General features: G+C 67.6%; 28 protein-coding genes. 2 read left to right on the top strand and 26 right to left on the bottom strand.

Translation table 11 applies throughout. From position 1 onward, the window contains the following. Positions 1-179: 179 nt before the first annotated feature. From truA to rplC, 26 genes are all read right to left on the bottom strand, one after another. Positions 180-1,073 (bottom strand): tRNA pseudouridine(38-40) synthase TruA, encoded by an 894-nt coding sequence (gene truA / locus CJZ98_RS06885; protein WP_094589752.1) that lies wholly within the window; start codon positions 1,071-1,073, stop codon positions 180-182. Positions 1,074-1,209: 136 nt separating this feature from the next. Then, positions 1,210-1,560: a 50S ribosomal protein L17 gene (gene rplQ / locus CJZ98_RS06880; RefSeq protein ID WP_094589750.1), complete on the bottom strand. Its 351-nt coding sequence runs from the start codon at positions 1,558-1,560 to the stop codon at positions 1,210-1,212. Positions 1,561-1,620: 60 nt separating this feature from the next. Further along, positions 1,621-2,559, bottom strand: coding sequence for a DNA-directed RNA polymerase subunit alpha (locus CJZ98_RS06875; protein WP_094589748.1), 939 nt, complete (start codon positions 2,557-2,559; stop codon positions 1,621-1,623). A gap of 74 nt (positions 2,560-2,633) precedes the next feature. Continuing rightward, on the bottom strand, positions 2,634-3,026 hold the full coding sequence (gene rpsK / locus CJZ98_RS06870; RefSeq protein WP_094589746.1) for a 30S ribosomal protein S11: 393 nt from the start codon (positions 3,024-3,026) through the stop codon (positions 2,634-2,636). A 117-nt stretch (positions 3,027-3,143) separates the two neighbouring features. After that, positions 3,144-3,509 (bottom strand): 30S ribosomal protein S13, encoded by a 366-nt coding sequence (gene rpsM / locus CJZ98_RS06865; protein ID WP_094589744.1) that lies wholly within the window; start codon positions 3,507-3,509, stop codon positions 3,144-3,146. A gap of 152 nt (positions 3,510-3,661) precedes the next feature. Continuing rightward, the gene (gene rpmJ, locus CJZ98_RS06860; protein WP_006173336.1) at positions 3,662-3,775 is read right to left on the bottom strand and encodes a 50S ribosomal protein L36; all 114 of its coding nucleotides are present in this window, start codon (positions 3,773-3,775) and stop codon (positions 3,662-3,664) included. Between the two features lie 69 nt (positions 3,776-3,844). Then, positions 3,845-4,405 (bottom strand): adenylate kinase, encoded by a 561-nt coding sequence (locus CJZ98_RS06855; RefSeq protein ID WP_094589742.1) that lies wholly within the window; start codon positions 4,403-4,405, stop codon positions 3,845-3,847. A 131-nt stretch (positions 4,406-4,536) separates the two neighbouring features. Next, complete coding sequence (gene secY / locus CJZ98_RS06850; protein WP_094589740.1) at positions 4,537-5,856, bottom strand: preprotein translocase subunit SecY; 1,320 nt, start codon at positions 5,854-5,856, stop codon at positions 4,537-4,539. 121 nt (positions 5,857-5,977) lie between these two features. Continuing rightward, the gene (gene rplO / locus CJZ98_RS06845) at positions 5,978-6,430 is read right to left on the bottom strand and encodes a 50S ribosomal protein L15 (RefSeq protein WP_094589738.1); all 453 of its coding nucleotides are present in this window, start codon (positions 6,428-6,430) and stop codon (positions 5,978-5,980) included. Between the two features lie 8 nt (positions 6,431-6,438). Next, positions 6,439-7,086 carry a 30S ribosomal protein S5 gene (rpsE, locus tag CJZ98_RS06840; RefSeq protein WP_094589736.1) on the bottom strand — a complete coding sequence of 216 codons (648 nt, stop codon included), beginning with the start codon at positions 7,084-7,086 and terminating at the stop codon, positions 6,439-6,441. Between the two features lie 14 nt (positions 7,087-7,100). Then, a complete protein-coding gene (gene rplR / locus CJZ98_RS06835) occupies positions 7,101-7,466 on the bottom strand; it encodes a 50S ribosomal protein L18 (RefSeq protein ID WP_094589734.1) in 366 nt (121 codons plus the stop codon). Positions 7,467-7,498: 32 nt separating this feature from the next. Then, positions 7,499-8,038 (bottom strand): 50S ribosomal protein L6, encoded by a 540-nt coding sequence (gene rplF / locus CJZ98_RS06830; RefSeq protein WP_094589732.1) that lies wholly within the window; start codon positions 8,036-8,038, stop codon positions 7,499-7,501. 15 nt (positions 8,039-8,053) lie between these two features. Next, entirely contained in the window at positions 8,054-8,455 is a 402-nt protein-coding gene (gene rpsH, locus CJZ98_RS06825) for a 30S ribosomal protein S8 (protein WP_094589730.1), read from the bottom strand. 19 nt (positions 8,456-8,474) lie between these two features. Continuing rightward, on the bottom strand, positions 8,475-9,014 hold the full coding sequence (gene rplE / locus CJZ98_RS06820) for a 50S ribosomal protein L5 (protein WP_094589728.1): 540 nt from the start codon (positions 9,012-9,014) through the stop codon (positions 8,475-8,477). A 109-nt stretch (positions 9,015-9,123) separates the two neighbouring features. Next, positions 9,124-9,480 carry a 50S ribosomal protein L24 gene (gene rplX, locus CJZ98_RS06815; RefSeq protein WP_094589726.1) on the bottom strand — a complete coding sequence of 119 codons (357 nt, stop codon included), beginning with the start codon at positions 9,478-9,480 and terminating at the stop codon, positions 9,124-9,126. 1 nt (position 9,481) lies between these two features. Then, on the bottom strand, positions 9,482-9,847 hold the full coding sequence (rplN, locus tag CJZ98_RS06810; RefSeq protein WP_094589724.1) for a 50S ribosomal protein L14: 366 nt from the start codon (positions 9,845-9,847) through the stop codon (positions 9,482-9,484). A 12-nt stretch (positions 9,848-9,859) separates the two neighbouring features. Next, entirely contained in the window at positions 9,860-10,111 is a 252-nt protein-coding gene (gene rpsQ, locus CJZ98_RS06805; RefSeq protein WP_094589722.1) for a 30S ribosomal protein S17, read from the bottom strand. Positions 10,112-10,128: 17 nt separating this feature from the next. Then, the gene (gene rpmC / locus CJZ98_RS06800; RefSeq protein ID WP_094589720.1) at positions 10,129-10,338 is read right to left on the bottom strand and encodes a 50S ribosomal protein L29; all 210 of its coding nucleotides are present in this window, start codon (positions 10,336-10,338) and stop codon (positions 10,129-10,131) included. Positions 10,339-10,340: 2 nt separating this feature from the next. Continuing rightward, positions 10,341-10,799: a 50S ribosomal protein L16 gene (rplP, locus tag CJZ98_RS06795; protein ID WP_094589718.1), complete on the bottom strand. Its 459-nt coding sequence runs from the start codon at positions 10,797-10,799 to the stop codon at positions 10,341-10,343. Positions 10,800-10,815: 16 nt separating this feature from the next. Further along, positions 10,816-11,544, bottom strand: a complete 729-nt coding sequence (gene rpsC / locus CJZ98_RS06790) for a 30S ribosomal protein S3 (protein ID WP_094589716.1) — start codon at positions 11,542-11,544, stop codon at positions 10,816-10,818. An 18-nt stretch (positions 11,545-11,562) separates the two neighbouring features. Then, positions 11,563-11,916, bottom strand: coding sequence for a 50S ribosomal protein L22 (gene rplV, locus CJZ98_RS06785; protein WP_094589714.1), 354 nt, complete (start codon positions 11,914-11,916; stop codon positions 11,563-11,565). Positions 11,917-11,920: 4 nt separating this feature from the next. After that, a complete protein-coding gene (gene rpsS / locus CJZ98_RS06780; protein WP_094589712.1) occupies positions 11,921-12,196 on the bottom strand; it encodes a 30S ribosomal protein S19 in 276 nt (91 codons plus the stop codon). 35 nt (positions 12,197-12,231) lie between these two features. Next, positions 12,232-13,095 (bottom strand): 50S ribosomal protein L2, encoded by an 864-nt coding sequence (gene rplB, locus CJZ98_RS06775; protein WP_094589710.1) that lies wholly within the window; start codon positions 13,093-13,095, stop codon positions 12,232-12,234. Positions 13,096-13,110: 15 nt separating this feature from the next. Then, on the bottom strand, positions 13,111-13,413 hold the full coding sequence (locus CJZ98_RS06770) for a 50S ribosomal protein L23 (RefSeq protein ID WP_094589708.1): 303 nt from the start codon (positions 13,411-13,413) through the stop codon (positions 13,111-13,113). Then, entirely contained in the window at positions 13,406-14,041 is a 636-nt protein-coding gene (gene rplD / locus CJZ98_RS06765) for a 50S ribosomal protein L4 (RefSeq protein WP_094589706.1), read from the bottom strand. Before rplD ends, CJZ98_RS06770 begins: the two co-directional genes overlap by 8 nt. An 11-nt stretch (positions 14,042-14,052) precedes the next feature. Continuing rightward, the gene (rplC, locus tag CJZ98_RS06760) at positions 14,053-14,700 is read right to left on the bottom strand and encodes a 50S ribosomal protein L3 (protein WP_094589704.1); all 648 of its coding nucleotides are present in this window, start codon (positions 14,698-14,700) and stop codon (positions 14,053-14,055) included. Between the two features lie 507 nt (positions 14,701-15,207). Here rplC and CJZ98_RS06755 point away from each other — a divergent pair. Then, the gene (locus CJZ98_RS06755) at positions 15,208-15,666 is read left to right on the top strand and encodes an NAD(P)H-quinone oxidoreductase subunit N (RefSeq protein WP_094589702.1); all 459 of its coding nucleotides are present in this window, start codon (positions 15,208-15,210) and stop codon (positions 15,664-15,666) included. 4 nt (positions 15,667-15,670) lie between these two features. Beyond that, positions 15,671-16,656 (top strand): Light dependent period protein LdpA domain-containing protein (locus CJZ98_RS06750; protein WP_232756288.1); only part of this gene is annotated, 986 nt, incomplete at its 3' end.

Genomic DNA, 16,656 nt, shown 5'->3' with positions numbered 1-16,656 from the left:
GGGCACCCGATCGCTCGGGTGACAGAAGCTCGTCAAGCGACCTTACCTCTTCGGTGGCGAGCACCTTGAGCAAAGTCGACGAGGCCGGCCGGGATCGCAGTCCTGGCCGGGTTCTGGGGAGAAACTGCCCGCAGCGATCAGCAGGGGCAGGGTGCTCTGGCCTCCCGGCGCCGGAGCCTTCAGCCTTGCGGCTGGGACGCTCCGGCGGCTGGAGGATCAGAGCACTCCAGCGAATACCGCGGTTGACCATCATACCAGGCGGCTCGGGGGAAGATCTCGTGGGGATAGCCCACCCGCAGCAGGCAGAGGCCCTGGGGGGGGGCCGCCTCCTTCACCTCCGAGCGGGCGCGGCTGCGCCAGCGCCGCTCGAAGTCCGCCAGGGCCAGGCGGCCCTCCCCCAGCGCCACCAGCTGGCCCATCACCAGCCGCACCATGCCGTAGAGGAAGCCACTGGCCTGGAGTTCCACCGTGATCAGATCCCCGCAGCGCTCCACGCTCACCTCCTGCAAGGTGGTGCGCGAGTGGGAACGACTGCTGCCGGCCCGCTCGAAGGCGGCGAAATCGTGCTCACCCAACATGCCTTCCAGGGCCCGGCGCATCAGGCCCTCATCCAGGCGCACCTGGTAGCGGTGCCAGCTCCAGGGGGCCAGGAACAGGTTGGGGACCCGGGCGTTGTGGAGGGTGTAGCGGTAGCGGCGGTAGGTCGCAGAGAAGCAGGCATGCCAGTCGGACGGCACTGCGGCGGCGGCCCGAACCCGGATGCTGGCCGGCAGGCGGCCGTTGAGGGCGGCCGCCCAACGCTGGGCAGGGATCGGGCCAGCCGCATCAAAGTGCACCACCTGGCCGGCGGCATGGACACCGCTGTCAGTGCGCCCGGCCGCTACGGCCAGCGCGGGCCGCTGCGGATCCAGCTGGGCGATGGCGCCCTCCAGGGTCTCCTGCACGCTGGGGTCGCGGGGCTGGCGCTGCCAGCCGCAGTAGGCGGCGCCGTCGTATTGGAGGCAGAGGGCAACCCTAGCCAGGGGGCCACCCCCAGGGGCCGGGGCTGCCGAAGCAGGGACCAGGGACGGCATGGACGGCGGGGCGGAGGGCCAGGGGCCGCGAGGCGACCGGTGGCCAGGGCGAACCCTGGCCATGAAAAAAACCGCGATGGGCCGAAAGGCCATCGCGGTCCAGAGCGGGATGCTCGCGGGCTAGAAGCCCAGCGGGTCAGACCAGCTCGATGATCGCCATCTCGGCGTTGTCGCCGCGACGGGGCACGGTGCGGATGATGCGGGTGTAGCCGCCGTTGCGGTCGCCGTAGCGCTCCTGGGCCTTGTCGAACAGGGCGTGGACCAGTTGCTTGTCGTAGATGTAGCCAATGGCGCGGCGGCGGGCGGCCAGGCTGCCCTCCTTGGCCAGGGAGATCATGCGCTCGGCCTCGTCACGCAGGGCCTTGGCGCGGGCCTTGGTGGTGGTGACGCGACCCTCGCGGATCAGCTGGGTGGTGAGACCCCGCAGCAGGGCCTTGCGTTGGTCGGCGGGGCGTCCCAGCAGGGGGACTCGGCACTGGTGTCGCATGGGAGGAGCGGTGAAGCGTTGACGGGTGGAAGAGTCGAGTCGAGTGGCGGAAGCCCCGGCTCAGGCGCTGGTGCGGCTCTGGGGCAGGGAGATGCCGATGCGCTCGAGGGCCTCGATCACCTCATCGGCCGATTTGGAGCCGAAGTTCTTGATCTCCAGCAGGTCCTCGTAGCTGAAGCCCATCAGGTCGGACACGGAGTTGACCTGGGCGCGCTTGAGGCAGTTGTAGGCGCGCACGGAGAGGTTCAGTTCCTCAAGGGGAATCTGGGCCTCGGCGGAGGGCTCGGGTTCCAGGCCGGGCTCGTCGGCCACGGTCAGGCTGGCCAGGGGCTGGAACAGGGCGATCAGCTGGTTGGCCGCCTGGGCCATGGCGTCGTCGGGGCTGACGGAACCGTCGGTCTGGATCTCCAGGCGCAGCCGTTCGCGGGCGGAACCGCCCTCGCCCACGGCGGTCTCATCCACCGTGTAGTTGGCGCGGCGCACCGGCATGAAGACGGCATCGATCTGGAGCAGGTCGATGGCGCTGCTGTCCTCGTGGCGGCGATCCACGGGGCGATAGCCGACACCCCGCTCCACGTGCACTTCCAGCTCCAGGCTGTGGCCCTCGGCCACGGTGGCGATCGGCCGCTCGGGATCGATCACCTGCACTTGGGAGGAGAACTGCAGGTCGCTGGCCGTCACGGTGGCGGGGCCGTTGACCACCAGGCGGCCAATCTCGAGCTCGCGGCTGCGGCTATGGACGGTGACGTCCTTGCAGTTGAGCAGGATGTCGAGCACGTCTTCGCGCACACCCGGCACGGTGGCGTACTCGTGGTTCACGCCGGCGATGCGCACGGCGGTGATGGCGCTGCCCTCCAGGGCTCCCATCAGCACGCGACGCAGGGAGTTGCCGAGGGTGATGGCCTGGCCCCTCTCCAGGGGCCCGATCACGAAGACGCCCGTCTGGGAGCGGTCGTCAGCGATCTGATGCTCGACCCGATCGATCTGGTACTGCAGCACGGTCTGAAGCTCGGAAAGTATGGATAGGGCCCGGCTGGGCATGGGCCGCGACGCGCTGGGCGCGGGGCGTCGGATCAGACCCGGCGACGCTTGGCGCGGCGGCAGCCGTTGTGGGGCAGCGGGGTGACGTCGCGGATCAGGGTGATCTCCAGGCCAGCCACCTGCAGGGCGCGGATGGCGGTCTCACGGCCGGAGCCGGGGCCACGCACCAGCACTTCGATCTGGCGCATGCCCTGTTCGAGGGCGCGGCGGGCGGCGGCTTCGGCAGCTGTCTGGGCGGCAAAAGGGGTGCCCTTACGGGCGCCCTTGAAGCCGCTGGCGCCGGCGGAGGACCAGGAGATCACCTCGCCAGCGGTGTCGGTGATCGACACGATCGTGTTGTTGAAGGTGCTCTGGATGTGCGCCACACCGTTGGGCACATTGCGCTTCGCCTTCTTGGCGCCGGATTTCTTGGCGGGCTTTGCCATGGAGTAGGCCCTGCAAGGGCAGGGAGGTGATCGGGGGACTGACAGGGGAATCGCCCTGGTGACGCCCGGTGCCCATCGGGCACTGCGGCGGCAGGGCGAAGGGGAAGCAAGAAGGGCTTACTTCTTCTTGCCGGCAACGGTCTTGCGGGCGCCGCGGCGGGTGCGGGCGTTGGTGCGGGTGCGCTGGCCGCGCACGGGCAGGCCGGCGCGATGGCGACGGCCGCGCACACAGCCGATGTCCTGCAGACGCTTGAGGGCCATGCCCTCCTGGCGGCGCAGGTCACCCTCGAGGGTGAAGGACTCGGCGGCGCCGCGCAGCTTCTGCACGTCGGCGTCTTCAAGGTCCTTGACGCGGGTGTCGGGGTTGACGCCGGTCTTGGCGAGGATCTTCTTGGCCCGGGTCAGGCCGATCCCATACACATAGGTGAGAGCAATCTCGATCCTCTTGTCACGAGGAATGTCGACACCGGCAATCCGAGCCACGTAAAAAACGATCGGGTGGGCAGAGGGGAGGCCAACGGGGTTGGGCTCAGGGGAGGCTCCCGAGGGGGTCGGGGCCAGGGGAGACCACGGAAGGGCGAGGTCTCAGGGATGGCCCGGAAGTTCCGGACCAGCGGACAAGGCTCAGCCGGGGATCAACCCTGGCGCTGCTTGTGCTTGGGGTTGGTGCAGATGACCATCACCCGGCCGTGGCGGCGAATCACCCGGCACTTGTCGCACATTTTCTTGACCGAGGCGCGCACCTTCATGGGGGCGGTCTCTCCGAATTTCCAAACGACGACCTTATCACATGGGTCAATTACGGCGGACCAGGCGGCTCAGGTGAGCAGGGCCGCGATCCGGGCCTCAATAGCCTCCACAGTGCCGGCGGCCTCGACGGCCTGGAGCAGCTGGCGCTCGCGGTAGTAAGCGATCAGGGGCGCGGTCTGCTCGCGGTACACCTCCAGGCGATGGCGGATCACGGCCTCGTTGTCGTCGGCGCGGCCGCGGGAGAGCAGGCGCTCAATCAGCACCGCATCGTCGAGCTCCATCAGGACCACGAGCTGGATCGGCTGGCCCAGCTCGTCGAGCAGCTGGCCGAGGGCCTCGGCCTGGGCCAGGTTGCGCGGGAAACCATCCAGCAGCCAGCCGCCACCACCGGCCGCCTGCTGCTGCTCGAGGCGACTGCGCACGATCGCCAGCACCAGGGCATCGCTCACCAGCTCGCCGCGGGCCATCACGGCCTCGGCCTCCTGGCCGAGGGCGCTGCCCGCCTGGACCTCGGCCCGCAGCAGATCGCCGGTGGAGAGGTGCAGTAGGCCCTGGGCAGCGGCCAGGCGCTGGGCCTGGGTGCCCTTGCCGGCGCCGGGAGGACCGAGGAAGAGGAGGCGTTGCGTCATGGGGAGGGAAGAGAGACGGGAATCGGGGATGCCGGCCGGGATCTTGGGCAGCGGCAGTTCAAGGGCAGCAGAGGTTCAGACGCGTCAGCAGATGGGAGACCCACACCCGGTGGGCCCTGGGCACTGCGGTCTCACTGACGCACCATGCCCTCGTAGCGCTGGGAGATCACGTAGGTCTGCACCTGCTTGGCGGTGTCGATCGCCACACCCACCAGGATCAGCAGCGAAGTGGCACCCAGGCCCTGAAAGGTCTTGACCTGGGTGGCCGACTCCACCGCCGACGGGATGATCGCCACCGCGCCGAGGAACAGGGCCCCCAGCAGCGTCAGCCGGTTCTGGACGCTGGAGAGGTAGAGGGCCGTGGCGGAGCCGGGCCGCACGCCGGGCACGGCCACGCCCGAGCGCTTGAGGTTGGTGGCGATGTCGATCGGGTTGACCGTGAGCGAGGCGTAGAAGAAGGAGAAGCCAACGATCAGCGCGAAATACAGCAGCGCATAGACCCAGGGGGTGCTGCTGTTGGGGCTGAGATAGCCGGCCAGCTTGATCAGCCAGGGCGCTTTGGCCATGTTGGCGATCGTGAGCGGCAGGAAGACCACCGCCGAGGCGAAAATGATCGGCATCACGCCGCCGGCGTTGAGCTTGAGCGGCAGGTAGCTCTGGCGGGCGGCCAGCAGGTTGGCGCCGCCAACCTGGCGCTTGGCACTCACGATCGGGATGCGGCGGTTGCCCTCCTGCACGAAGATGATGCCCACGATCGTGACCAGGAACACCAGCACCAGCACCACGATCCCGCCCACCGTGCTGCGGTCACCGCTCTGGGCCAGCTCGATGGTGGAACCGAGGGCCCGGGGCAGGGTGGCCACGATGTTCAGGAAGATCACCAGCGAAGCGCCCTGGCCGATACCGCGCTCGGTGATCACCTCGCTGATCCACATCACCACCATCGAGCCGGTCACCAGGGCCACGGCGGTCTGGGTCACGAACACCAGATCCGGCGTGCCGGCGGTGGCGTAGGGCCGCAGGATCAGGGCGAACACCACGCTCTGGAGGATGCCCCAGCCCAGGGCCACGTAGCGGGTGTACTGGGCGATCTTGCGGCGCCCGGCCTCACCCTCGTTCTTCTGGAGATCCTCCAGCTGGGGGATGGCGGAGGTGAGCAGCTGCAGGATGATCGAGGCGTTGATGAACGGCAGGATCCCCAGGCCGAACACCCCCAGGGTCGAGATGCCGCCGCCGGTAAAGATGTCCAGAAAGCCGATCAGCTGGCCGCCACGGGCGATGAAGTCCTGGAAGGCGACCCGGTCGATGCCGGGCACGGGGATGTAGATCCCCAGGCGAACCAGCAGCAGCAGGCCCAGGGTGATCAGCACGCGATCGCGCAGGCCCTTGGCCTGGATCAGCTGGCTGAGAATTTCTCCGGCACTGGGGTTGCGACCCCGGCTGACGAGCATGGCGAAGAGGGGCGGTGGAGGTGGAAGAGCAAAACAAAAGAGCCGCCTGCAGGGCCAACGGCACTGTCAGACGGCTCTGACCCTAAGGGGTCTGAAGAACGGGAGAGATCGGACCGATGGCTCAGATCTCTTCGACGCTGCCGCCGGCGGCCTCGATCTTGGCGCGGGCGCTGGCGGTGAAGGCGGCGGCCTGAACCGTGAGTTTCACGGACAGCTCACCGTTGCCGAGCACCTTGAGGGGGTGCTTGGGGCTGGTGACCAGGCCCTCTTTGACCAGGGTGTCGATGTTGACGGTGCTGCCGGCCTTGAGGTCGGCGAGCCTGCCCACATTGATCACCGTGTAGTTCTTCGGGTTGATCAGGGTGAAGTGCTTGAGCTTCGGCACCCGGCGGTAGAGGGGCATCTGACCGCCCTCGAAGCCCGGACGGGTGGGGCGACCCGAGCGGGACTTCTGACCGCGCATCCCGAAACCGCAGCTGGCACCCTGGCCGGCGGCGATGCCGCGGCCCTTGCGGAGCTTGCGGCGACGGGCCCCGGTCTGGGACTTGAGGGACTGGAGATTGAGCGTTGTCATGGCGGGCCTCAGGAGTAGATCTGCTCGAGGGAGATGCCCCGCTCCTTGGCGGTCTCCTTGTGGGTGCGCAGGCCGTTGAGGGCGTCCACGGCGGCCCGGGCGTTGTTGAGGGGGGTCTTGGAGCCCAGGCGCTTGGCAAGCACGTTCTTGATGCCGGCGAGCTCCAGCACCGTGCGGATGGAGCCGCCAGCGATCACACCGGTACCAGGGGCAGCGGGGCGGATCAGCACGCTGGCGGCGCCGTCACGGCCGTTGCCGAGGGTGGGGATCGAGGAGTGGCGGGTGAGGGGCACCTTGACCAGGTGCTTCTTGCCATCGGCCACGCCCTTGCGGACGGCACCGATCACATCGCCGGCCTTGCCAACACCCACTCCCACCTGGCCCTTCTCGTTGCCGACGACAACGATGGCCCGGAAGCTCATCTTCTTGCCGCCCTTGACGGTCTTGGAGACCCGGCGGATCTGCACCACGCGCTCCTGCCACTCGGAGTCGCGCTCCTGACCGCGACGGTTGTCGCGGCCCCGACCGCCCTTGCGGTCACCACCCCTGCCGTCACCGCGGCCACCGCGGCGCTCCTGCTGGCCTTCGGCCGCGGCAGGAACGTCGGAGGCGGCGGGCACCGCGTTGGACTGAACTTGATCGTTGGTTTCCGTCATGGTGAGAGCAGGGATCAGAACTGAAGGCCCGCTTCCCGGGCGGCATCAGCCAGGGCCTTGACCCGGCCGTGGTACAGGTTGCCGCCGCGATCGAAGACCACCTGCTGGATGCCCTTGGCAAGGGCCCGCTTGGCGACCAGCTGACCAACGGCGACGGAAGCGTCAGAGTTGGAACCAAGCGTGAGGCTGGTGCGGAGCTCCTTGTCGACGGTCGAGGCGGAACACAGGGTGTTCTGGGCCGCGTCGTCGATGACCTGGGCGTAGATGTGATTGTTGGAGCGGAACACGGCGAGCCGGGGGCGAACCGCGGTGCCGGCCAGATGGCGACGCAGGCGGCGGTGCCGCTTCTGGGTCTGCTGCTTGCGAGTAAGGGACGACATTGGGGTACTGGGTAACGACGCTCAGGCAGACCTCATTTCTTACCGGTCTTACCGGCCTTGCGCAGGATGCGTTCGCCCTCGTACTTGATGCCCTTGCCCTTGTAGGGCTCAGGCGGACGGATGGCGCGCACCTTGGCGGCTTCGTTGCCCACAACTTCCTTGTCGGCACCGGACACCAACACGGTGGTGTTGCCGTCAACGGCGAAACTGACACCCGCGGGGGGATCCAGCTCCACCTGATGGCTGTAGCCGGCGCTCACCACCAGCTTCTTGCCCTGGACAGCGGCGCGGTAGCCCACGCCGACGATCTCGAGCTTGCGGGTGAAGCCGTTGCTGACGCCCTCGACCATGTTGGCCACGAGGGTGCGGCAGAGGCCGTGGCGCTCCCGGGAACGGCGGCTGCCGTTGACGGGGCTCACCACCAGGGTGTTGCCGTCCTGGGCGATGGCGACGCCATCGGGGAGGGTGCGGCTCAATTCCCCCTTGGGACCCTTCACGGTCACGTCGAGCCCGTTGAGGCTGACGGTGACCGCGTTGGGTACGGGAATCGGCGCTTTACCAATACGAGACATGGGTTGACCTCCCTATCAGTAGACGTAGCAGAGCACTTCGCCGCCGACGCCCTGCTTGCGGGCATCGCGGTCGCTCATCACACCCTTGGAGGTGGAGATGATGGCCACGCCGAGGCCGCCAAGAACCTTGGGCAGCTGGCGGGTGTTCTTGTAAATCCGCAGGCCGGGCTTGCTGACGCGCTGCACGGTGCGGATGGTGGGTTGGCGGTGCTTGCCGCTGTACTTCAGCTCGAGCACGAGGTGCTTGAGAACGCCTTCACCTTCTTCGGTGATATCAGCGATGAAGCCCTCCTGCTGCAGCACGTTGGCGATGCTGCGGACGATGCGGGAGGCCGGCACCTTGGTGGTCTGGTGACGCTTCTCACTCGCATTGCGGATGCGGGTGAGCAGGTCGGAAATCGGGTCGTGATTAGCCATGGTCGGATCCGAAGAGGGCTCAGTTGCTCTGGAACGGCATTCCCATCTCGCGCAGGAGGGCGCGGCCCTCTTCGTCGTTACGGGCGGTGGTCACGATGGTGATGTCCATGCCCCGGATGGCATCGATCTTGTCGAAGGAGATCTCAGGGAAGATGATCTGTTCCCGGATACCCAGGGTGTAGTTCCCCCGACCGTCGAAGCTCTTGGCACTCACGCCGCGGAAGTCGCGGATGCGGGGGAGGGCGAGGTGGATGAGGCGTTCGAGGAAGGCGTACATCCGATCACCGCGGAGGGTGACGGCCACACCAATCGGCATGCCCTGACGGATCTTGAAGCCGGCGATGGCCTTCTTGGCGCGGGTCACCACGACCTTCTGGCCGGTGATGGTGGCCAGCTCCACGATCGAGGCCTCGAGGGCCTTGGCATTCTGGGCGGCTTCACCGAGGCCCCGGTTGACGGTGACTTTCACCACCTTGGGGACTTCGTGGATATTCGAGAGATTGAGATCCTTGAGCAGCTTGGGCTGGATCTTCTCCCGATAGTTCTGTTTGAGGGACATGACGGGGGGAAGGGGTTGCGCTTCTGGGCGTTGTCAGAAGGCGGACAGGGACAGAAGGGAAGAGAGGCGGATGTAGCGGAGACCGATCAGGGGCCTGGGGTGAGAAGACTCAGTCCAGGATCTCGCCGGTCTTCTTGAGGCGGCGCTTCTTGGTGCCGTCCTTCTCCACCACGATCTCCACACGGCTGGTCACCTTCTTCTCGGTGGAATACAGCTGCACGTTGGAGGCATGCACGGAGGCTTCCTCGGTCACGATGCGACCGGATTCGCCCTCCTGGGTGGGCTTGACGTGGCGGGTGCGCAGGTTGATGCCCTGCACCACCACGCGGTTCTCGTAGGGCAGGGTGCGCAGGACCTCACCGGTCTTGCCCTTGTCCTTGCCGGCGATCACCTGGACGGTGTCGCCCTTCTTGATGCGCATCTTGATGCGCACCTGGGCCTTGGCCTTGGGGGTGGCAGTCGCCATCTCAGATCACCTCCGGAGCGAGGGACACGATCTTGGTGAAATTGCGCTCGCGCAGTTCGCGGGCGACAGGACCAAAGACGCGGGTGCCCTTGGGGTTGTTGTCGTTGCCGAGGATCACGGCGGCGTTGTCGTCAAACCGGATCGAGTTACCGGTGTCGCGGCGCAGGGTGGCCTTGGTGCGCACCACCACGGCCTTGACCACGTCCGACTTCTTGACGCCCATGTTGGGCATCGCATCCTTGACGGCGGCCACGATCACGTCGCCCACGTGGGCATAGCGACGGTTGGTGCCCAGCACACGGATGCACTGGATCCGCTTGGCGCCGCTGTTGTCAGCGACGGTGAGGAAAGTTTCCTGTTGAATCATCGGGAGTCTTCCTCAGCTGGCGCTGGTATTGGAGAGAACCTCGGCCACGGCCCAACGCTTGGTGCGGCTGAGGGGACGGGTTTCGGTGATGCGAACCCGATCGCCCACCTTGACGGCGTTGGTCTCGTCGTGGGCCTTGTAGCGGGTGGTGCGGCTCACCGTCTTCTGATAGATGGGATGGGGGAAGCGGTTTTCCACCGCCACCACCACCGTTTTGTCCATCTTGTCGCTGACGACGGTGCCGACCCTTTCCTTGAGTGCCATGACTGGTATGGGGGGAATCAGGAAGCGGCGGAGCGCTGGCGCTCGGATTGCACCGTCAGCAGCTGGGCCAGCTTGATGCGGGCGGCCTTGAAGCGGTGCGGCGTTTCGAGCCGGCGGGTGGCCTGCTCGAAACGCAGGGTGAACAGTTCGCGGCGGGTGCCGTCGATCTGGGCGGTGATCTCCTCGCCGGAGAGCTTGCGCAGTTCGGCGATGTCGGGACGTGCCATGGTCAGGACTCCACGGTGGCGACTTCTGCGACCTGGGCGGCCTCTTGGTCAGCCAGGCTCAGAAACTTGGTCTTCAGGGGCAGTTTGTACTGCGCCAGGCGCATGGCCTCCTTGGCGATATCGGGGGTGATTTCGGCACCACCCATCTCAAAGAGGATGCGACCGGGCTTGATCACGGCCACCCAGAATTCCGGGTTGCCCTTACCGGAACCCATCCGGGTCTCGGCGGGGCGCATGGTGACCGGCTTATCTGGGAAGATCCGGATCCAGATTTTCCCGCCCCGCTTGACATGGCGGGTCATGGCACGACGGCAGGCCTCGATCTGGCGGGAGGTGATCCACCCGCACTCTTGGGCCTGGAGCGCGAAGTCACCGAAGGCAATGGTGTTGCCTCGGGTGGCGATGCCGCGCATGCGGCCGCGCTGCTGCTTGCGGAATTTGACGCGTCTGGGACTCAGCATGGTTCAGGCCTCCTGATCACTCTTCGTTCGAACGGTCTTCGAACTGTTGGGGCCGCCGGCTGGTGCGGCGCTTGGGTGCCGCACCCACGGGCACCTTGTCCTGCTGACCAGGAAGGACTTCCCCCTTGAACACCCACACCTTGATCCCCAGCACCCCGTAGGTGGTGGAGGCGACCTTGGTGGCGTAATCGATATCGGCGCGGAGGGTGTGCAGGGGCACACGGCCTTCGCGGGTCCACTCGGTCCGGGCGATCTCGGCGCCGTTGAGGCGGCCGCTCACCTGGATCTTCAGGCCCAGGACGCCGGCGCGCTGGGCGCGCTGGACGGTCATGCGGAGCACGCGGCGGAAGGCCACGCGCTTCTCCAGCTGCTGGGCGATGTACTCGGCCAGCAGATAGGCGTCGGCATCGACGCGCTCCACTTCGACCACGTTGATGCGCACCTGACGGCTGGCATCCCCGACGGTTTTCTGAATACCGGCGCGCAGTTCCTCAATGCCGCTGCCCTGACGGCCCACGAGCACGCCGGGACGGGCGGTCTTGAGCTCGACCTCGAGCTGGTCGGCCTTGCGGGCAATCAGCACATCGCTGATGCCGGCGGCGCCGTACTTCTTGTGGATGAACTTGCGGATCCGATCATCCTCCTGAAGGAGGGTCGGATAGGTCTTGCTGGGGGCGTACCAGCGGGACCGGTGCTCCTGGGTGATCCCCAGGCGCAGGCCGGTTGGATGGATCTTGTGTCCCATCGTTCGGTGTCCTCGGGATCAGGCGGAAGGAGCCACAGCAATGCTGATGTGGCAGGTTTTTTTCTGAATCGCATAGGCGCGACCCTGGGCGCGGGGGCGGAAGCGCTTCAGCACGGGACCCATGTCGGCCGTGGCCGCAGAGATCACGAGGTTGGCGGGATCCAGACCCAGATTGTTCTCGGCGTTGGCCACCGCGGAGCGCAGCACCTTGGTGATCGGGCCGGTGGAGCGGTAAGGCATGAACTCGAGCATGATCAGCGCATCGCGATAGGAGCGACCGCGGATCTGATCGAGCACCCGGCGCACCTTGGACACGGAGCCACGGATGTAGCGGCCATGGGCCTGAGCCGTTTGGTTGGAGCTGTTAGCCATGTCCTCAGCGGCCTCCTTTCTTGTCCTTGATGTGGCCCCGGAAGTTGCGGGTGGGCGCAAATTCCCCGAGCTTGTGACCCACCATCTGCTCCGTCACATAGACGGGAACATGGGCCTTGCCGTTGTGAACGGCAATGGTGTGGCCGATCATCATCGGCAGGATGGTGGATGCCCGCGACCAGGTCTTGATCACGGACTTGTCGTCGGCGGCGTTCTGCTTTTCAACCTTGCGGAGCAGGCTGTCGGCAACAAACGGGCCTTTTTTGAGTGAACGTCCCATGGCGGTTTAAGCGGAAAGCAAAGCGGTGTGGTTCATCAGGAATCGCGTCCGCCACGGCTCCGCTTGGAGGTGCGGCGACGTTTCCGGAGCACAAACCGATTGCTGGGTTTGTTCCGCTTGCGGGTCTTGAGGCCGAGGGCCGGCTTGCCCCAGGGGGTCACAGGGCCGGAGCGACCGATCGGCGCGCGACCCTCACCACCACCGTGGGGGTGGTCGCAGGGGTTCATCACCGAGCCGCGCACCTGGGGACGACGACCGAGCCAACGGCGACGGCCGGCCTTGCCGAGGCTGGTGTTGCGGACTTCGGCGTTGCCCACTTCGCCGAGGGTGGCGTAGCACTCACGGCGCACCAGGCGCACCTCGGTGGAGGGCAGCTTGAGGGCGACGTAGTCACCTTCTTTGGCCATCACCTGGGCGCTGGCGCCGGCGGTGCGCACCATCTGGCCGCCGCGACCTGCATACAGCTCCACGTTGTGAACGCTGGAGCCAAGGGGAATGGCCGAAAGGGGCAGGGCGTTGCCGCTTTCGATCGGGGACTCGGGACCCGAGACCACCGTGGAGCCGACGGCCACCCCGGCCGGAGCCAGGATGTAGCGCTTCTCGCCATCGGCGTAGAAGAGCAGCGCCAGACGGGCGTTGCGGTGCGGGTCGTAGTGGATGGCGGCCACCTTGGCCACCACGCCGTGCTTGTCGCGACGGAAGTCGACGAGGCGATAGAGGCGCTTGTGGCCGCCGCCGCGGTGGCGGCAGGTGATCACGCCGCGGTTGTTGCGGCCTTTGCGCTGGTGCTTGGCCACCACAAGGCCGCGCTCGCGGCCCCGGCCGGTGACTTCGGCGTAGTCGCTGGCGACCCGGGTGCGGGTGCCAGGCGTAATCGGGCGGTACTTACGGATTCCCATGTCAGTTCAGACCCCTCAGGACTCAGGGAACAGCTGGATGGCACTGCCATCGGCAAGGCGCACCACCGCCTTCTTCACCTGGGCGCGCTTGCCGGCGAAACGGCCCACACGCCGGGTGCGGCGCGGGGGGTTCATGGTGCTGATCCCGACGACCTTCACATCGAACAGCTGTTCGACGGCGGCCTTGATGTCGGGCTTGGCAGCCCGGTGGTCCACCTCAAAGGTGTACTGGTTTTGCTCCAGGGCCCGGGTGGCCTTCTCGGTGATCAGCGGCCGGCGGATCACATCCGCGAGCCGGCCTGCAAAACGTTCAGCCATCGCCGTAGACCTCCTGAATCTTCGCGAGTGCTTCCTCGCTCACCACCAGGGCGTTGGCGTGGAGCAGATCGAACACGTTGAGCTGATCGGCGGCGATCAGCTTCACCTTTTCGAGGTTGCGCACCGAGCGGCGCACCACCTCACTGGGGGCATCCAGCACCACCAGCACCTTGGAACCTTCGGCAATGCCGAGGCGGCCGAGGGCGGCGGTGATTTCTTTGGTCTTGGGGGTGTCCAGGCCAGCGGCGAAACCCTTCACCACGGTGATGTCCGCAGTACGGCTCACCAGGGCGGTGCGCAGGGCGAGGCGCCGCTCCTTGCGGTTCATCCCCAGGTTGTAGGTGCGGGGCTTGGGCCCGAACACCACACCACCACCGGGACGCAGCGGAGTGCGGATCGAACCCTGGCGGGCACGACCGGTGCCCTTCTGCTTGTAGGGCTTGCGGCCGCCACCGGCCACTTCGGCGCGTGTGAGGGTACTGGCGGTGCCCTGACGGGCATGGGCCAGCTGGCGCACCACGGCGCGGTGCACGAGGTCCTTGGCGGAACTCTCCTTGGCGACTTTCAGGTCGAGACTGGCGGAACCAGCCTCCTTGCCTTGCCAGTCGCGAACGACGATGGTTGTCATCTCTGTCCTCCTCAGTTCGCGGCTTTGGCGCCCACCCGCTTGGCGGGGAGGATGTTCAGCAGGGTGCCCGGCTTGCCGGGAACCGAGCCCTTCACCACCAGCAGATTGCGCTCGGTGTCCACCTTGAGAATCACCAGCCCACGGGTGGTGATCTGCTTGCCGCCGTAGCGGCCCGCCATGCGCTTGCCGGGGTAGACACGGCCGGGGGTGGTACCGGCGCCGATCGAACCGGGCTCGCGGTGGTTCTTCGAACCGTGGGTCATCGGGCCGCGGCTGAAGCCGTGGCGCTTCTGCAGGCCGGAGAAGCCGCGACCAATGGTGTCGCCGCTCACATCGACTTTCTGGCCCGCCTCAAAGGCGGCCACGGTGACATCGCTGCCGAGTTCCAGACCGTCGACGCTGTCGACGCGGTACTCCTTCAGGTGACGCAGGGGCTCGCTGCCGGACTTGGCCAGGTGACCCTTAGCCGGCTTGTTGACGAGCTTCTCGCGAATGTCACCGAAGCCCAGCTGGACGGCGGTGTAGCCGTCGGTGCTGTCGGTTTTGAGTTGGGTGATGCGGCAGGGACCCGCCTCGATCACGGTGACCGGGATGGATCTGCCTTCGTCGTCGAAGAACTGGGACATGCCCAGTTTCTTCCCAAGAATGCCGATGGACATAGGAAGGGGAACAACGCCAGCAGGACCACCACTGCCCTCTGCGACTGCAGTCAGCAATGGTGTGGGCTGAATCGGCGCTCACGGGCTGACCCGGCGGGGCGTGGCGCTCAAGCGAGCGCGGCGGCAGAAACCGGGGGAGCTAGCGGCATCGAAGACAGCGGGCTGGGACTTGCTCGACCGGACCAGGCAATCCCCGAGGGGACCGGATTGATCTGCAGGGGAGGAATCGCCGAAGCGGTTCTCCCGAGGTCAGTCCTGGCGCGTGGAGCAGTTTCCCGGCGGTGACTCCTGCGCCGATCCCGAAGGAGGGCTGGGGAGGCCGCACTGGCCTGGGAAGGTCGCCACCACTGGCGACCTGGTGCAGTGCGCTGGAGGCCCGGCTAGCGGACGGGCACAGTTGCAGTTGCACAAGCGAAGATGGTACCGCATCGACCCAGCTCCTCCTCCAGGGGGGAACCAAAGACCGGGGCCCAGCTGCCAGACTGACGCCAGCGCTCTGCTGCCTGCATGCCCCTGCTGCTCACCGGTCGCGGATTTCGCCAGGAACTGGAGCAGGCCGGAGCCCTGGCCCTCTACGCGCCCCTGGAGGGCGGCAGTGAGACCCGGCTGCTGCGCCGGCTGCGGGCCGCAGGGTATCGGGCCCAGATGACCTCAGCCCGGGGCCTGGGCGATCCGGAGGCCTTTTTGCTGCAGCTGCACGGCGTGCGGCCACCCCACCTGGGCCACCAGAGCGTGGGCCGGGGGGCGGCGGTCGGTGAGGTGCACATGGCCGCGCCGCAACTCGGAGCCCTGCTGGAGGGTGACGCGCCGATCCTGCTGTGGCTGCTCGAGGGCCAGGTGCTCTCCAGCGCCGAACTGGCGGCCCTGGTGAACCTGACGCGGCGCGAGCCGCGGCTGAAGATCGTGGTGGAGATGGGCGGCGCCCGGGCCCTGCGCTGGCAGCCCCTGCAGCAGCTGGTGGGCTGAGGCCTTGGGCGCCGTTGCGGCCCCCCCGCCCCTGGCCGGCGCACCGGACTCCCCCGAGCAGGCCCTGGCCGCTGGCCGCTGGGTCAAGTTGATTTGCGGCGCCGGCAACCAGGACCTGGCCTCCATCGAGGACCTCTGCGCCATTTACGCCCTGGCCGGGGTCCACTGCATCGACGTGGCGGCCGACCGGGCCGTGGTCGCCGCCGCCCGCCGTGGCCTGGCTTGGGCTGCCGAGCAGGAGCAGCCGCCAGCAGAGGGCCGTCCGGAGGCCCCGCGGCCATGGCTGATGGTGAGCCTCAGCGACGGTGAGGACCCCCACTTCCGCAAGGCCCGCTTCGATCCCGCTCTCTGCCCGCCCGACTGCCCACGCCCCTGCCAGCGGGTCTGCCCCGCCCTGGCCATCAGTGCCGACGGCGGCGTGATCCCTGAGCGCTGCTACGGCTGCGGCCGCTGCCTGCCGGCCTGCCCGCTCGGGCTGATCGGCGAAGTACATCAGATCCTCGCGGCCGAGGCGGTGGCGCCGCTGCTGGCGGAGCTGCGCCCCGACGCCGTGGAGCTGCACACCCAGCCCGGCCGCCTGGAACCCTTTGCGCGGCGCCTCGAGCAGGTGCGAGCCAGCGGCGTGCCGCTGCGGCGCCTGGCGGTGAGCTGCGGCCTGGAGCGGGGGGCCGCGGGGCCAGAGGCGGCCCAGCCCCGGGCGGCTCTCACGTCCCGACAGCTGGCCGCCGAGCTGTGGCAGCGCTTCGCCCTGGTGCGGGCCGCCGGACTGCGGCCGCTCTGGCAGCTGGATGGCCGGCCGATGAGCGGCGATGTGGGGGCCGGCACCGCGCGAGCGGCGGTGGCCCTGCTGGCGGAGCTGCAGGCCTGGGCGCCCCCGGGCCCCCTGCAGCTGGCGGGAGGCACCAATGGCCGCAGCCTGGCCCTGCTGCCCCCCGGCGACCGGGCCGCCGGGGTGGCCTTCGGCAGCGTGGCCCGTCGCCAGCTCCAGCC

The sequence above is a fragment of the Vulcanococcus limneticus LL genome (genome assembly GCF_002252705.1).
Taxonomy (GTDB): domain Bacteria; phylum Cyanobacteriota; class Cyanobacteriia; order PCC-6307; family Cyanobiaceae; genus Vulcanococcus; species Vulcanococcus limneticus.
The sequence above is the reverse complement of the archived record's forward strand: the minus strand, read 5'-3'. Positions and strand labels throughout refer to the sequence as shown.

What these genes read in the sequence shown, in the direction of transcription:
- rplQ (WP_094589750.1), bottom strand. Translation starts at nt 1,560, where the DNA reads ATGCGACACCAGTGCCGAGTCCCCCTGCTGGGACGCCCCGCCGACCAA.
- rpsK (WP_094589746.1), bottom strand. Translation starts at nt 3,026, where the DNA reads ATGGCAAAGCCCGCCAAGAAATCCGGCGCCAAGAAGGCGAAGCGCAAT.
- rplC (WP_094589704.1), bottom strand. Translation starts at nt 14,700, where the DNA reads ATGTCCATCGGCATTCTTGGGAAGAAACTGGGCATGTCCCAGTTCTTC.
- rpsC (WP_094589716.1), bottom strand. Translation starts at nt 11,544, where the DNA reads ATGGGACACAAGATCCATCCAACCGGCCTGCGCCTGGGGATCACCCAG.
- CJZ98_RS06770 (WP_094589708.1), bottom strand. Translation starts at nt 13,413, where the DNA reads ATGGCTGAACGTTTTGCAGGCCGGCTCGCGGATGTGATCCGCCGGCCG.
- rplX (WP_094589726.1), bottom strand. Translation starts at nt 9,480, where the DNA reads ATGGCGACTGCCACCCCCAAGGCCAAGGCCCAGGTGCGCATCAAGATG.
- CJZ98_RS06855 (WP_094589742.1), bottom strand. Translation starts at nt 4,405, where the DNA reads ATGACGCAACGCCTCCTCTTCCTCGGTCCTCCCGGCGCCGGCAAGGGC.
- rplF (WP_094589732.1), bottom strand. Translation starts at nt 8,038, where the DNA reads ATGTCTCGTATTGGTAAAGCGCCGATTCCCGTACCCAACGCGGTCACC.
- CJZ98_RS06755 (WP_094589702.1), top strand. Translation starts at nt 15,208, where the DNA reads ATGCCCCTGCTGCTCACCGGTCGCGGATTTCGCCAGGAACTGGAGCAG.
- rpmJ (WP_006173336.1), bottom strand. Translation starts at nt 3,775, where the DNA reads ATGAAGGTGCGCGCCTCGGTCAAGAAAATGTGCGACAAGTGCCGGGTG.
- rplB (WP_094589710.1), bottom strand. Translation starts at nt 13,095, where the DNA reads ATGGGAATCCGTAAGTACCGCCCGATTACGCCTGGCACCCGCACCCGG.
- rplO (WP_094589738.1), bottom strand. Translation starts at nt 6,430, where the DNA reads ATGACAACGCTCAATCTCCAGTCCCTCAAGTCCCAGACCGGGGCCCGT.
- rpsS (WP_094589712.1), bottom strand. Translation starts at nt 12,196, where the DNA reads ATGGGACGTTCACTCAAAAAAGGCCCGTTTGTTGCCGACAGCCTGCTC.
- rplV (WP_094589714.1), bottom strand. Translation starts at nt 11,916, where the DNA reads ATGGCTAACAGCTCCAACCAAACGGCTCAGGCCCATGGCCGCTACATC.
- rplP (WP_094589718.1), bottom strand. Translation starts at nt 10,799, where the DNA reads ATGCTGAGTCCCAGACGCGTCAAATTCCGCAAGCAGCAGCGCGGCCGC.
- secY (WP_094589740.1), bottom strand. Translation starts at nt 5,856, where the DNA reads ATGCTCGTCAGCCGGGGTCGCAACCCCAGTGCCGGAGAAATTCTCAGC.
- rpsE (WP_094589736.1), bottom strand. Translation starts at nt 7,086, where the DNA reads ATGACGGAAACCAACGATCAAGTTCAGTCCAACGCGGTGCCCGCCGCC.
- rpmC (WP_094589720.1), bottom strand. Translation starts at nt 10,338, where the DNA reads ATGGCACGTCCCGACATCGCCGAACTGCGCAAGCTCTCCGGCGAGGAG.
- truA (WP_094589752.1), bottom strand. Translation starts at nt 1,073, where the DNA reads ATGCCGTCCCTGGTCCCTGCTTCGGCAGCCCCGGCCCCTGGGGGTGGC.
- rplE (WP_094589728.1), bottom strand. Translation starts at nt 9,014, where the DNA reads ATGTCCCTCAAACAGAACTATCGGGAGAAGATCCAGCCCAAGCTGCTC.
- rplR (WP_094589734.1), bottom strand. Translation starts at nt 7,466, where the DNA reads ATGTCGTCCCTTACTCGCAAGCAGCAGACCCAGAAGCGGCACCGCCGC.
- rpsH (WP_094589730.1), bottom strand. Translation starts at nt 8,455, where the DNA reads ATGGCTAATCACGACCCGATTTCCGACCTGCTCACCCGCATCCGCAAT.
- rpsQ (WP_094589722.1), bottom strand. Translation starts at nt 10,111, where the DNA reads ATGGCACTCAAGGAAAGGGTCGGCACCGTCGTCAGCGACAAGATGGAC.
- rplN (WP_094589724.1), bottom strand. Translation starts at nt 9,847, where the DNA reads ATGATTCAACAGGAAACTTTCCTCACCGTCGCTGACAACAGCGGCGCC.
- rplD (WP_094589706.1), bottom strand. Translation starts at nt 14,041, where the DNA reads ATGACAACCATCGTCGTTCGCGACTGGCAAGGCAAGGAGGCTGGTTCC.